The organism is Indolivaga alginatilytica, assembly GCF_003201355.1.
GTDB classification, from domain to species: Bacteria; Bacteroidota; Bacteroidia; order Bacteroidales; family Dysgonomonadaceae; genus Dysgonomonas_A; species Dysgonomonas_A alginatilytica.
This window is the reverse complement of sequence record NZ_QICL01000001.1, coordinates 176,723-190,657: the sequence shown is the minus strand read 5'-3', so window position 1 is coordinate 190,657 and position 13,935 is coordinate 176,723. Positions and strand designations below refer to the sequence as shown.

The 13,935-nt window shown below is 36.2% G+C and carries 10 protein-coding genes; 5 read left to right on the top strand and 5 right to left on the bottom strand.

Annotated elements, in window-relative coordinates; genetic code table 11:
* The gene (locus tag CLV62_RS00775; RefSeq protein ID WP_110308878.1) at window positions 1-711 is read left to right on the top strand and encodes a hypothetical protein; all 711 of its coding nucleotides are present in this window, start codon (window positions 1-3) and stop codon (window positions 709-711) included.
* 583 nt (window positions 712-1,294) lie between these two features.
* Here CLV62_RS00775 and dnaJ read toward each other — a convergent pair.
* Complete coding sequence (gene dnaJ, locus CLV62_RS00770) at window positions 1,295-2,440, bottom strand: molecular chaperone DnaJ (RefSeq protein ID WP_110308877.1); 1,146 nt, start codon at window positions 2,438-2,440, stop codon at window positions 1,295-1,297.
* Between the two features lie 52 nt (window positions 2,441-2,492).
* Entirely contained in the window at window positions 2,493-3,038 is a 546-nt protein-coding gene (locus tag CLV62_RS00765) for a nucleotide exchange factor GrpE (protein WP_110308876.1), read from the bottom strand.
* A 384-nt stretch (window positions 3,039-3,422) separates the two neighbouring features.
* Here CLV62_RS00765 and CLV62_RS00760 point away from each other — a divergent pair, with 384 nt between their 5' ends.
* Together CLV62_RS00760 and CLV62_RS00755 are read left to right on the top strand one after the other, a co-directional pair.
* Entirely contained in the window at window positions 3,423-5,252 is a 1,830-nt protein-coding gene (locus CLV62_RS00760; RefSeq protein ID WP_110309244.1) for an SLC13 family permease, read from the top strand.
* 24 nt (window positions 5,253-5,276) lie between these two features.
* Window positions 5,277-6,365 carry an acyltransferase family protein gene (locus CLV62_RS00755; protein WP_110308875.1) on the top strand — a complete coding sequence of 363 codons (1,089 nt, stop codon included), beginning with the start codon at window positions 5,277-5,279 and terminating at the stop codon, window positions 6,363-6,365.
* A gap of 209 nt (window positions 6,366-6,574) precedes the next feature.
* Here the strand turns inward: CLV62_RS00755 and CLV62_RS00750 are convergent, their stop codons facing one another.
* The gene (locus CLV62_RS00750) at window positions 6,575-8,104 is read right to left on the bottom strand and encodes a TlpA family protein disulfide reductase (RefSeq protein ID WP_110308874.1); all 1,530 of its coding nucleotides are present in this window, start codon (window positions 8,102-8,104) and stop codon (window positions 6,575-6,577) included.
* A gap of 189 nt (window positions 8,105-8,293) precedes the next feature.
* Between CLV62_RS00750 and CLV62_RS00745 the strand changes: the two genes are divergently transcribed.
* Window positions 8,294-9,658 carry a nucleobase:cation symporter-2 family protein gene (locus tag CLV62_RS00745; protein WP_110308873.1) on the top strand — a complete coding sequence of 455 codons (1,365 nt, stop codon included), beginning with the start codon at window positions 8,294-8,296 and terminating at the stop codon, window positions 9,656-9,658.
* 109 nt (window positions 9,659-9,767) lie between these two features.
* Window positions 9,768-10,337, top strand: coding sequence for a xanthine phosphoribosyltransferase (gene xpt / locus CLV62_RS00740; RefSeq protein WP_110308872.1), 570 nt, complete (start codon window positions 9,768-9,770; stop codon window positions 10,335-10,337).
* Between the two features lie 33 nt (window positions 10,338-10,370).
* Here the strand turns inward: xpt and menA are convergent, their stop codons facing one another.
* Together menA and CLV62_RS00730 are read right to left on the bottom strand one after the other, a co-directional pair.
* Window positions 10,371-11,276, bottom strand: a complete 906-nt coding sequence (gene menA, locus CLV62_RS00735) for a 1,4-dihydroxy-2-naphthoate octaprenyltransferase (protein WP_110308871.1) — start codon at window positions 11,274-11,276, stop codon at window positions 10,371-10,373.
* 46 nt (window positions 11,277-11,322) lie between these two features.
* Complete coding sequence (locus tag CLV62_RS00730) at window positions 11,323-13,761, bottom strand: DUF5686 and carboxypeptidase regulatory-like domain-containing protein (protein WP_110308870.1); 2,439 nt, start codon at window positions 13,759-13,761, stop codon at window positions 11,323-11,325.
* Window positions 13,762-13,935: the final 174 nt, after the last annotated feature.

Sequence of the window (13,935 nt, the reverse complement as noted above, 5' to 3'; positions counted from 1 at the left end):
ATGAAAATTAATATAATATTAACTATCGCATTACTTGCAAGTGCATTACTCCATGCACAGGTGGGAATCAATATAAAAGAACCGGGCGGTATTTTTCATATCGATCCCGGAATGAACAGCCCTACCACAACAACTGACGATGTCATTGTAAAAGAGAGTGGCTTTGTGGGACTTGGTACTACTTCTCCCACAGCCCAGTTGCATTTGAATGTGCCTGCGGGGCAGACTGCTTTGCGGGTAGTAGATGGTGGTCAATTAGACAATCGTGTGCTAGTATCTGATGTGGCGGGTTATGCCGCATGGGGTACAATGAAATCGAGTGGGGGGCAGCAAATTGCATTGCCGGCAGCCACCTATGCGAAAAGTACAACTACTAAGCTCAATTTATTGGGAAGTACACAATATAAAGTCTCTGCATCGGGCAATTACCTGGTATTTATACGATGGTGGGGCAGAACGGATACAGTAGTAAATGGAGGGTCGACCAATGCTTATTTCTATTTTTACAAAAACGGAACGGCAATAGATACTCAGGAGTATTATGCACAAGTACCATCTGCGAGTACTTATTTTACATTATCTACGGTCTTGGTAGCTCCCGACTGTAAAAAGGGTGATTATCTCGAAATTGCAGTCAGACCTATCTATGGAGGTTGGACTACTTCTGCTACTACTCATATGGTGTCTACTGTAACATTTTTTGTGATGTAAGACGATTTTAACTAATTTCATAATATCTCTCAATACTAACAACCAAAATAGTTTCGCTGATCATGTTGTAGCAGATTTGTTTTTATTGTTGTCGTTTTGAATTTGTACATATAAATGATTTATTTAAGTAGAACTATGTCCAGCAGTGGTGTGTAGTGATTATATGCCACTGTCTTTTTTACAGGAAAATAACGATAATGCGATTAGCAAAAAAGAGTAAATAATATATTGGCAACTTACGTAGTTTTATGTAAAAAAGTTTAATGTGTCAAAAGAAGAATGTTTTCAGATTATTGCAACCATCTTGTAATAGATTACTTAATAGACTTGTCTATTAAAATTATGTCCAAACTGTCAGGATAATTATTTTCTTTTGTGTGGCTGCCGATTACATCCTTTTTTTTCTATAAAACTAGTGTTTAACTTTAAATTGGCGAAATATTATAAAAGATATATATTGTGCTGTAATTTTTTGATTAAAAAAGAATTTAGCACTTCAAAATTAGTCGATTAAGTTCTGTAAATGCAAACAGGGAACATCAAATAAAGATGCTCCCTGTTTATATTGTATCATTCGGAATGCTTAGTCAAACATACGTCTGAAATGGCTGAATATTTTATCTTTTACCGATTTGTTAGGCTGAAAATTCGGTGAATTTTCTAATCCCGAAAGGATATTCTTTTCACCATCATCTAACTTTTCGGGTATATATACGCTTATGTTTATCAGTAAATCGCCCGTTCCATAACGATGAACGCTAGGCAAACCTTTGTTTTTCAAGCGAAGTACTTTTCCGGGTTGAGTTCCCGGATCAATCTTTACCTTCACTTTTCCGTCAATAGTCGGTATTTCGATGTTACCACCTAAAGCTGCTGTTGAAACGCTGAGTAGTAAATTATAAACTACATCGTTTTCGTCTCGCAGAAGTTCCGGATGCGGTTCTTCTTCTACAACAATCAGTAAATCACCGTTCACGCCTCCATGACGGGCAGCATTACCTTTTCCGCTCATCGATAGTTGCATACCTTCGGCAACTCCTGCCGGAATGTTGATGGTTATTACTTCCTCTTCTCTTATAATACCTTCACCCGAACAGTGAGGACATTTCTTCGTGATATTCTTACCTTCGCCATTACAAGACGAACAGGTAGTTTGGGTTTGCATCTGTCCCAACATAGTATTTACTATGCGGGTTTGTGTTCCCGAGCCGTTACATGTTGAACAAGTAGTATAAGCGGTTCCGTTTTCAGATCCGTTTCCATTACAATGTTGACAAGCAACGTATTTCTTTACCTTTATCTTTTTCTCTACGCCTGTTGCTATTTCCTTAAGCGTAAGTTTTACTTTTACACGTAGGTCGGAACCCCTGGTGACACGTCTTCCGCCGCCACCGCCGAATCCTCCTCCAAAGCCACCACCAAAATGACCTCCGAAGATATCGCCGAATTGTGAGAAGATGTCATCCATAGAGAATCCTCCACCTGCATGACCTCCAAAACCGCCGGGAGCTTCGTGTCCGTATCTGTCGTATTTAGCACGTTTTTGCTCATCGCTCAATATCTCGTAAGCTTCGGCTGCTTCTTTAAATTTATCTTCGGCTTCAGTATTACCCGGATTTTTGTCGGGGTGATATTGAATCGCTTTCTTTTTATACGCTTTTTTTATTTCCGTTATTGTCGCAGTCTTGGAAATCTCTAATACTTCGTAATAATCTCTTTTCTTCGCCATTTTTTTAGTTTTCTACCTAATAGTATTACGTATAGTAATAAGGTTTGTAGCCTTATTTAGCAACAATTACTTTTGGGAAACGGATCACCTTGTCGTTCAGTGTGTATCCTTTTTGTATACAGTCTATTATTTTGTCTTTTTGATCTTCGCTCTGAGCCGGAATCGTTGTAATGGCTTCGTGCTTATCGGTGTCGAAAAGTTCGCCCAACGAGTCTATTTCCTTTACTCCGTTTTGAGCTAAAAAGTTTTGGAATTTGCTATAAATAAGCTCTACTCCTTCTTTAGCGTCTTCCGGAATATTGGGTAGTGCTCTTTCGAAATCATCCACAATTGACAGAACTCCTATGATGGCTTTTTCATTACCGGTTTTCAATAAATCGGCTTTTTCTTTCATGGTTCGTCTGCGATAATTGTCAAACTCTGCATGTAAACGTAAATACGAATCGTTCAGGTCTTCAAACTTTTTCTCCAAGTCGTCCGCCAGATTGGCACTGTCTTCGTTTTCGTTTACATCATTAATCTGATCATTTGTCACATTTTCGATATTCAAATCATTCTCTAGTGACTCAAATTCTTCGTTTTTATTAGTATCCTTCATATCTTATATTACTTTCTATCTACTGTTATATACATAATTAAGACGCGTATTTGCTTGTAAACAAATTCGGTCTTTTATTTCATTCTGTATATACTCTTACAAAATCTTTGCCAAAGATATAAAATTTAGCGAAATTTAAAGTTTACAGGCTTTCTCTGACACGTACAAAGTTGTTATCTTTGTGTACTTTCAACATGGAGAGTTTTTTGGTTATTGAAGGTTTCGGATCTTGTAGTGTTTACTTTAAATAGAGATAGGGTTTGTCTCGTTATTTATGATATTCCAAAGCAGGATCTGTATTATTATAAGCAATAACTATTTTACATTACTAATTTAGAAAATAAACAGGTATTAATTATGGCATTGAATGATATTTTTACCCCGATGAATATCACTCTGATTATACTTTTTGTATCATCAGCATTTTTTATGAGTGGCAAAGTACGATCAGACCTGGTTGCAATGTGTGCACTGCTGGCGTTGGTACTTACTAATATAATAACTCCGGTGGAGGCCTTGTCGGGCTTTTCTAGTTCTATTGTATTAATGATGGTGGGCTTATTTATTGTAGGAGGAGGAATCTTCCGTACAGGGCTTGCCAAGCTTATCAGTTCTAAAATACTGCGTCTGGCAGGCAATAGCGAGAGCAAATTATTTGTTTTGGTGATGTTGGTAACAGCTTCTATCGGAGCTTTTGTTAGTAATACGGGAACTGTGGCGGTGATGATGCCTATTGTGGTAAGTATTGCGGTGAGTGCTAATATTAGTCCACGTCGATTTCTTATGCCATTGGCTTTTGCGAGTAGTATGGGTATATTAACTTTGATTGCTACCCCTCCCAACTTAATTATAAGCGAAGAATTACAAAAAAACGGATATGATGCTCTTAGCTTCTTCTCCTTTACCCCAGTGGGTTTAATCTGTTTAGGGATAGGAATAATAGTTCTTTATTTTCTGAGCAAAATCTTTTTATCGAAAGACGATAGAGATGGCGATGAAAAGAGAAAAGGCAAAACTTTGGATGATTTAGCCGATGAATATCAATTGCATAAGCTTACACATTTAAGTCTTCCCGAACATTCGGATATGGTTGGCAAGAGCTTAAGAGAACTTTCCATACCGAGTCTTTATAACATAAGTGTTGTAACTGTTGAAAAGATTGTAAACGCATCTCGATTCAATAAAAGCGTGAATGAGGTTGTTGCTGGTCCAAATACGGTCATCGAAAGAGGAGACATATTGGTATGCTACGGTAAAAAAAGTAATTTGAATCGTTTTATCGAAGAAAAAGAATTGACTTTGGTAGAGAAAGAAGGTGCAGGAAAGGATATTTTCGACTTTAAGGATATAGGTATTGCCGAAGTATTTATTATGCCCAACTCTAAACTGGTGAACCGTACCATTATAGATGCTCACTTTCGGGATGAGTTTAACGTAAATATCCTAGGTATTCAACGCAATAATGAATATAAGATGAGTGATTTGCAGAAAGAGAAATTACATTCGGGTGATGCTCTTCTTATTCAAGGTACATGGGGTGATATTGCCAGCTTAGGTAATCGTCAGGAAGATTTGGTGCTTGTGGGCCAACCTTTGGAAGAAGCTGCAAAAGTAACTCTCGATCATAAAGCTCCCGTGGCGGCTATCATCATGGTATTGATGGTCATTGCTATGGTTACTAATATTGTAGCTCCCGTTATTGCAGTTTTAACTGCTGCTGTAATGATGGTTATTACAGGCTGTCTTCGTAATATGGAAGAAGCCTATAAAAATATAAATTGGGAAAGTGTAGTTCTTATTGCAGGTATGATGCCTATGGCAGTTGCTTTTGAGCAAACGGGGGCCGCAGGTATTATATCGGGTACATTGGTTGGTGGTTTGGGACCTTATGGACCTTATGCTCTATTAGCTGGTATTTACTTTGGAACTTCTATTCTTACCATGTTTATCAGTAATACGGCAACAGCTCTGCTTTTTGCCCCTATCGGTATGCAGGCGGCTGTAAATATGGGCGTGAGTCCTTATCCCTTTATGTTTGCGGTAGCAGTTGCTGCTAGTATGTGTTTTGCTTCGCCGTTTTCTACCGCTCCCAATGCATTGGTTATGTCGGCAGGTAAATATAAATTTATGGATTATATAAAAGTTGGATTACCTTTGCAGATAATTATGGGTATTGTTATGATTATAGCATTACCATTGTTATTTCCGTTTTAAGGTAAAGGAATGTAATTTTATACTATGGGATTTCTACGTTTTCTTTTTGCACTAGCTGTTGTAATTGCTCATTCTGCCCCTATATTTGGTTATCGGCTAATACCCGGTAGTTTGGCTGTTCAAAGCTTTTACATGATTTCGGGATTTTATATATCGTTGGTTTTAAATGAGAAGTATATAGGAGAGAATAAGTCCTATAAGTTGTTTTTATCGAATAGAGTGTTGCGATTATATCCCTCATATTGGTTTGTTCTTTTATGTATAGTCGCTTATTCCGCTTTTTTTATGATTTTCTTTAATAGCGGTGATAGTGGTATTACACTTTCTTATTATAAAATATATTTTGAAAATCTGAGTTTGTGGTCATATCTTTACTTAATATTTTCCAACCTTTTCATATTTGGTCAGGAGCTGGTTTGGTTTTTGGGATTGGATACGCTTACAGGTAACTTATTTTTTACATCGAGTTTGCAATATCCTCAACCGAACTTATATGTGTTTCTATTCATACCTCAGGCGTGGACTGTCAGTCTCGAATTGATGTTTTATGTCTGTGCTCCATTCGTAGTGAGGCGAAATATCACGATTGTTATCTCAATAATTGTATTGTCTCTTCTTTTGAGGGTACTGATGATGTTTAATTTTGAAAGTCAGGAACCTGTTTGGTCTTATCGATTTTTTCCGACAGAACTGGCTTTATTTTTACTTGGTACAGTAGCTTATCGTATATCTGTTTTTTTGAAAAATAAAAATATTCATAAAAATGTATTGAGGGGTATTTTATACTTTATGATTTTGCTTACTTTATCATATAGTTTTATTGATTTTAAGGGGCTATATATCTTATTTATAGTTTTGTTTTTTATATCACTGCCTTTTATTTTTATTTATACAAAAGACTCGAAGAGGGATCGTAAAATAGGAGAGTTGTCGTATCCCATCTATATTTGTCATCTATTTGTTTTGATGTTTATTAATTCATTATCACTTTCGTTGGAGGTGAATTTATGGGCTTCTTCAATTGTAATACTCTCTATTTTGTTTGCGTATATTTTATATCGTTTTGTGGATAGTCCTTTAAACAGGTATCGCCAGAGAAGACTTCATAAATAACAGAATTGATTGTATTGTTTCTTATAATACTGTTTTGTAAGAGGGTATTGTGTCTGTTAATATATAATTATACAGAAGTTCATGAAGCGAAATTGCCTATGCCGGGTTCGGTGTTTCTATGAAAATGAATAGATATAGTGAAGGGCTTCTATACTATAAATGTATTTATTCACGGGGAGGCTGGAATGGCTTCCCCGTGAATATTTTGCTTAGGGCAACAATTGATCTATCATTGCCTTCATTTTATTTGTTCCGGGGTAGCCCGAAAATTGCTTTTCTAATTTGCCATTGGTATCATAAAGCTGATAGGTTGGTATTCCCGTAAAATCAAAGCTATCTTGAAGAGACTCCCATTCGCCCTCGGTCAGGTAATAATGTTCACCTCCGATTGTGTTGATTTTCTTTTTCCACAACGTTAAAGGAGAAGAGGTGTTGGTTATATATACAAATACAATGTTTTTATCTTTGTATTGACCTTTTATTTCTCTGATTTCTTTCATCGCAGACATACAGGGACCGCACCAGGTAGCCCAGAAATCGACTAAAACAACATTGCCTTTATATTGCGAAATAATAGCGTTCATCAATTCTTTTTGTGGAACCGACGGTGTTTCTTTACAGTTTGCATTACTTTTTTGTGCGGCCAATTTTATTACTTCTTCATTCTTTTTCAAAAGGATCTTTGTAATTTCCTTATTCTTAAAGTAATTTCTGATGTTTTCTATCTGTTTATCGGATAGAGGTTTTAGTTCATTATCAAACTGAGAGATGTAAGCACCGGCAGTTAACCTGTCGTAGAATAAACCGTTATCGGAGCCAATTAAATCTGCCATTGTTGTTTTTACACCCTTTAGCCATTCATCTATAGGTGTATCGTTGATTAATGGAATATTTAATGTTTCATTCGAGAGTATGGCTTTCAGTACTCTCGAATAGGTTGCATTATATAGATATTGAGGATTATTGAGGTCAAAATACTTTAGAAAAGCATAATAAGATCTATCGGGTTCCTGTGGAGTAAACTCTTCGGGTTCCTCTTCAGTTTTGAAATTTTGATAGTTTAGAGACATATAGCCGGTATAATCAAGAAGGCATCCGACAAGATAAGCTAGCTTGAATTCATTCGTAATAAAATTCTTGGCACCTTTCGATAAAGTAGAATCGGTGACTGTAATATTCAATCTTTCTTCCATGTTCTTAATGGCAACAGAAGCAAAATCTTTAGGTGTCATCTTGTAAAAAGATGAATAAGTAGATCCGGGGCTCATCATTTGCTCCATCACATCTCCACTGTTCAATACATCATTGGAAGTTAATCCAATTCTGCTTAAAATAGTTACATCTATATTATTATCGTCTTTTTTTGTTATTACCAGTTTTGTCTCTTTATCCGAAGCCAGACCGATAATTAAACTTTGGTCGAATATTTCCGAAGTAATTGTACCGATTATCATGTTACATTCGATGGGAACTTCGAAACTGAAACTGCCATCTTCAGTGAGGTATGTCTCGAATGTACCTACTTCTGCTGTAATCGGAGCGGGGACGTAGAGTTTCAGAACTGGCTTTTCTTCGCCTTCTTTTAGTTGAAAATTACGAACTACTCCCGTTACCTTAGCTGTAGCCATCATTATTTTAGGTTCAGGAAATTGGTCTTTATTTGTAGATGTACAAGATAAAAAGGCTATGCAAATTCCCATAATTAGTATTTGCCTGAATAAAAAAAGGTTGTTTTTCATAAAAAATTGGTTTGGTTCATTGAGCAGATTTATTATTATTGCTTCATATCTAAAAGTAAGAAAATAATTTAATATTGTGTCTTTTGTGTATTATTGAAAAAATAATAGATCAAGAATTGTTTAACAGCACCAAAAGTATACGATAAAGATTATATTTTAATTACCTTTAGCAAATTTTTTAAATCAACTATGTCTGCAATCATCGAAGAAGAGTTAGATGAAACGATTCTACCTATCCAGAAAACCGATCTGATTTATCAGATTGAAGACCGTCCGCCTTTCAAAGAGGCTGTATTTATAGCTTTCCAGCATTTGTTAGCTATTTTTGTCGCAATCGTGACTCCGCCGTTAATAATTGCCGCCAGTTTAGGTCTGGATAAGGAGACGACGAGTTTTCTGGTTTCAATGGCTCTCTTAGCCTCCGGTATTTCAACCTTTATTCAATGTAGACGTATAGGATCTTTGGGTTGTGGCTTGCTCTGTGTACAAGGGACAAGCTTTTCTTTTATTGGGGCGTTAACTGCCAGTTTTCAAGGTATGGGTATTGCGGCACTTCCTGTTATATTCGGTGTGTGTATTGCAGGTGCTCCTGTTGAAATGTTTGTAAGTAGAATACTAAAATATACTCAAAAAATTATTACCCCACTTGTTTCGGGTATTGTCGTTACAATGATCGGGCTTAGCCTTATCAAAGTGGGTATTACTGCATGTGGTGGCGGCTTTGGTGCTATTGAAGACGGAACTTTTGGAAGCTATCAGAATTTAGGTCTTGCAGGTATGGTCCTGGTGTCTATCTTGATCTTTAATAGCTTTAGAAATAAATATATACGTATGTGTTCCATCGTGTTGGGACTTCTATTAGGCTATGTCGTTTCCTATTTTATGGGATTGATTGATTTTTCGCAACTGGGAACTCTTGGAATGATTAATATACCTACTCCTTTTAAATACGGATTGGGATTTGATCTATCGGCGTTCATCGCAGTAGCTCTTATATACTTTATTACTTCTATTGAAGCAATGGGAGATATTACAGCTAATTCGATGATTGGCGGAGAACCGATCAAAGGTGAGAAGTTTGTGAAACGTGTTCAAGGAGGAGTTATGGCTGATGGTTTTAATTCGATTGTAGCAGGTGTGTTGAACTCATTTCCTAATTCGATTTTTGCTCAAAATAATGGACTCATTCAACTTACGGGTGTTGCAAGCCGATATGTTGGTTATTATATCGCTGCCTTTTTGATTTTATTGAGTGCTTTTCCTTTTATTGGAGGACTTTTCTCTTTAATGCCCGAACCTGTTCTTGGTGGAGCTACATTATTGATGTTTGGTACAGTTGCCGCTTCGGGGGTACGTATCATTGCATCACAGGATATAGACCGAAAAGCAATATTAGTATTAGCAGTTAGTTTTGCTTGCGGTTTGGGAGTAGAGCTTGCCCCCGATATTTTAATACAGATGCCCGATTGGGTGAAAGGTATATTCTCGTCGGGAATTACTACCGGAGGATTAGTTGCTATTATAGCAAACATCGTTATCAGAATAAAAGAATAAGGTTTCAGACCTTATGAATACTTTGGCAAGTATAACGGCTTTAGTTTGTTATAACTCTAAAATGTATAATTAGATACTTTCAGTTACTTAAATATAAAGAGGGAAGACCATGAAATTATTAAAAGACAGAATACTAAAAGACGGAAAAAGCTTTGATGGAGGCATATTAAAGGTCGATAGCTTTATTAACCATCAAATGGATCCAATATTGATGAAATCGATAGGAGTAGAATTTGTACGTCGTTTTGGCAATCTTCCTATCAATAAAATTGTTACTATTGAAGCAAGTGGAATTGCTCCGGCTATAATGTTGGGTTATCTGCTCGAATTACCCGTAGTTTTTGTGAAGAAAGCAAAACCCAAGACAATGGATAGAATGATAACTTCTCAGGTATATTCTTTTACTAAAGATATTACTTATGATGTTTGTGTTAGCAGCGATTTTCTAACTCCAGATGATACGGTTGTATTTATAGATGACTTCTTGGCAAATGGTCACGCAGCCATTGGTGTAAAAGATCTTGTCGAAAAAGCCGGTGCTACATTAGCAGGTATGGGCTTTATTATCGAAAAGAGTTTTCAAGATGGAGGTAAGCGTCTTCGTGAGCAACATATTCATGTTGAATCGTTGGTGCACATAAAGAGTTTAGGAAATGATAGAATAGAATTTGAAGAATAGGCTTATATTTAAGTCTATTTACTTTCCTGTATTTTACAAATTAATACAAACTGCAAAAGCAACAGATAAGACGAAAGCTGATAGAGAAGTAAATTTCAAATAAGGATCAAGCAGGCGATTATCTGTATTCTTGTATATGTTTCGAAGAATAATAAGGAAGGGTATAAAGAATACCATATATAAGTATTGATAACAATTGGTACTATATATTATACTATATGCTATAAAGCAAAGTATTCCACTGAGAGAGAGGAAAGCATGGTATAACTTTGCACCTCTCAGTCCTAAATGAATGGCTAAAGTCATCTTTCCTGAATTACGATCGTTTTCCATGTCTCGCATATTATTGACGTTAAGTACTGCGGCTGTAAACATACCCAAACCAATAGCAGGTAACCAAGGCTGAAATGTCATTTCGTGCAAGTGTAGAAAGTATGTTCCTACAACGGCTACAGGACCAAAGAACACAAACGAGAAAATATCACCAAACCCTTTATATCCGTATGGATTTTTTCCGGCAGTATATTTTATTGCTGCCCATATAGATGTTATTCCAAGAAAAAGGAGTAGTATGATATATATGATATTGATAAATTGTGATGCTTCGTATATTAATGCTGCACCTACCAGCATAGAAGCTAAAATGGCTATGCCAATGGCAACCTTCATTTGATGAGGAGTAATAGCTCCACTTTGTACGGTGCGGGTAGGACCTACTCGTTGCCCTGTTATATCTGTTCCATGTTGAAAATCTCCCAGATCATTGGCTAGATTGGAAAGTAGTTGAAGAAGTGTTGCAGTCAATATTGTAAGTACGCATATACTAATACTAAAGTGACCGGTACTGTAAGCCATGCCATTTGCACAAATAGTGGAGGCAACGGCAAGAAATAAAGTTCGGGGACGTAGTGCCGAAATCCAATGTTTTAAGGAAGCCATATTCTTTGTTTTTGCAAAGATAAAAATTTAAACCCGAAGATATTCTCTATTCCTTATCAAGAATTGCTTTTAAGTTGAAGGATAAACGAATACCAAAGGCATCATAATTTCCCTTGCGGAAAGAAGTAAATGCCCCTACATTCACAAGATTAATTAAGTCTACCGAATATCCAATTTCAGTATACAAATTGAGGTCAGGAGTATATAAGTTCTTGAAATGTAAGTTTTCGGTCATAGGAAGCGATTGCAGAAAAGATAATCGTTTCAATAGTAAATACTGACTTTGATAATTAAATTGCGATCTGATCCAATAACGATTGGTTGATGCTTCGTAATTGCCTAGTAGGGTATATGTGTCAAACGGAAAATCGGTCAACGAGTATTTTCTTGAAGTATTGAAATGTTGATAATCTGCAAAGTTGGTTCTATCAGTGCTACCTAAAAAGCTTCCTCCTTCTACTAAATAGTCAATATCATTGAAATAACTTATTTTTATTTTCTGAGATATACTTCCTTGTAGCTTTCTATATCTAGAATTGTTTTTGAGCCATGATGAAAATCCTTCGTTATATTCTACGGAGAATGTTGGTGAAGTAATTTTCCGATACACTTTTCGCCCTTTATGTATAGAGTAGTATGCGTATGGAGAATAGGTGAGCTTAAGTGAATAGGAAACTACATCGAAACGATCGGCTGGATATAGGTTTGGCTTGATTTTACCTTTATTACCCCAAATTCCCCAATCGCTATGATTAGAGAGACCTGACCGTTTAGCAATTTCAAAACCTGTTGTTAGTTGTAAGCCATTAGCTAAATCGATACTGTTTTTGGTGTTGACGAAATCTTTCTGATAGAAATAACTGTCACTCTTTCTAAATAGAGCAGAACTAACAGTATTATCCAGACGTGAGATACCGTTGGGGTTGAAATCCTCCGAAATAGATGCTGCCGAAATATTCAGTTTTCCGAGTTTTAGAGGAGCATAAGTAAATGTCAGATCACTTCCATAAAGAATCTCTTTTCGTCCTGTAGTATAATAGGCATAAGGCGATATTATCAGCTTTTGATTCTCGTTGAATCGTATATTCATTTTTACTCTCTGTCCGAGCCATGCACCATCAACAAAGTTATATTCGCGAAAGGCACGGATCAGTCCACCATATTCGAAATTAATACGTGCAGTATCACTGCCTACGCGTCCTCCCATTATAATATCAAATGGTTTAAAAGTAGGAGAGTGGTATTCTTTCTTCAAAGAGTCTACATATTGTTGTATAGAGTCTTTTTTCTGATAACTGCGGATTTCGGTACTATCAAGTGCTATTGTTCTAATTTTGTTCCAGTACGATAAATCTCTTTTGGTAGCCATACTATCGGTGATGGTAGTATAAAGAGTGTCTCTTTTGATTTCGAAATTTCGTTTATTGGACTTTTTCTTAGATAGTTGTTTGACGATTTCTTTATTCACCTCGATATCTGTGTATTTTAGTGATGAGAAATAATTCATAGCACCGCTAGTGCCTAATATGTCAAACTTCCCTGTTAGTGAGTAAGATATGGGCAGATATACTTGGGGAGAGACTTCTTCGTATGAGATTACAAAATCTTGCTTCATACCGAATAGGTCATGAGAAAGTTCTGCATATTGAACGTGCCATGTATCATCTGCTATATATAGATAGCCATCAATGAGTCGAGGGTTTTTGTATTTGGCCTCAAACTTTATTTTATTTATAGTCATCCCATTTTCCTCATTAAAGCCTTCGTATTTATATCTGTAATATTTGAAGGCATCTTTGTTGAGAGGTGATATATTCTGATTGAGTAATGGCGAATATATAGAAGCATTCATTATTCTGAAAGATTCTTTCGGGTCGAAATTATCAGGAATAGTGCTAGAAAAAGCTTTTACTGTCTGTGTATACTTTTCGGGAGCTACAAATTGAAGTTCATTAAAAGATTCTTGAAGAAATACATTGTTTTTAAAGTCTGAGATTTTCAGACCATCTTCCGAAGCCAGTTTATCGACGAGTTTCGATACGGTGAAAAGCTCCATATTGGCTTTTATATATACATCGGCAGTGTATTTGTTTGCTGCATTGAGATGGCGGGGAGCTTCGGCCATGGCTTTGCGGATGATTGCATAGGCGGGGTCTTCCGTATTGGTTATGGTAACTTCTTTCAATTCGTATGCATCCTCTTCCATAATAATATGGAGATTGACCGGATTATCCTTTACTTGGATTGTTTTGGAGACAGGTTTGTAGCCCAGACAACGAAATGTGATATTATAATTTCCATTGGTGAGTGTCGTTTGAAATTCACCCCTTTCGTCGCATATAAGACCTTGATTTATTTCCTTTATAAAGATATTACTACCGTATAACGGTTGTTGTTTCTTATCTGTAATTTTCCCTTTGAAATTTTGAGAAAATATGGGTTGTGATAATAATATAGCAAGAAGTATGAGGTAGAATTTGTGCATTTCGAATAGCTGTTAATTTAACAAAGACTATAGTAAGCCTCCTTTCAAGCAAATATACAATGAAATTTTATATTTCGAAATCCTTTGCAGGCAAATAGTCCAAATTAATTGACAGATAGTATTACAACTATATTATTTATTGTTATTTTTGTATCATTAAGGTCTCAGACCTTT

What these genes read in the sequence shown, in the direction of transcription:
- CLV62_RS00730 (WP_110308870.1), bottom strand. Translation starts at nt 13,761, where the DNA reads ATGCACAAATTCTACCTCATACTTCTTGCTATATTATTATCACAACCC.
- xpt (WP_110308872.1), top strand. Translation starts at nt 9,768, where the DNA reads ATGAAATTATTAAAAGACAGAATACTAAAAGACGGAAAAAGCTTTGAT.
- CLV62_RS00765 (WP_110308876.1), bottom strand. Translation starts at nt 3,038, where the DNA reads ATGAAGGATACTAATAAAAACGAAGAATTTGAGTCACTAGAGAATGAT.
- menA (WP_110308871.1), bottom strand. Translation starts at nt 11,276, where the DNA reads ATGGCTTCCTTAAAACATTGGATTTCGGCACTACGTCCCCGAACTTTA.
- dnaJ (WP_110308877.1), bottom strand. Translation starts at nt 2,440, where the DNA reads ATGGCGAAGAAAAGAGATTATTACGAAGTATTAGAGATTTCCAAGACT.
- CLV62_RS00745 (WP_110308873.1), top strand. Translation starts at nt 8,294, where the DNA reads ATGTCTGCAATCATCGAAGAAGAGTTAGATGAAACGATTCTACCTATC.
- CLV62_RS00755 (WP_110308875.1), top strand. Translation starts at nt 5,277, where the DNA reads ATGGGATTTCTACGTTTTCTTTTTGCACTAGCTGTTGTAATTGCTCAT.
- CLV62_RS00760 (WP_110309244.1), top strand. Translation starts at nt 3,423, where the DNA reads ATGAATATCACTCTGATTATACTTTTTGTATCATCAGCATTTTTTATG.
- CLV62_RS00775 (WP_110308878.1), top strand. Translation starts at nt 1, where the DNA reads ATGAAAATTAATATAATATTAACTATCGCATTACTTGCAAGTGCATTA.
- CLV62_RS00750 (WP_110308874.1), bottom strand. Translation starts at nt 8,104, where the DNA reads ATGAAAAACAACCTTTTTTTATTCAGGCAAATACTAATTATGGGAATT.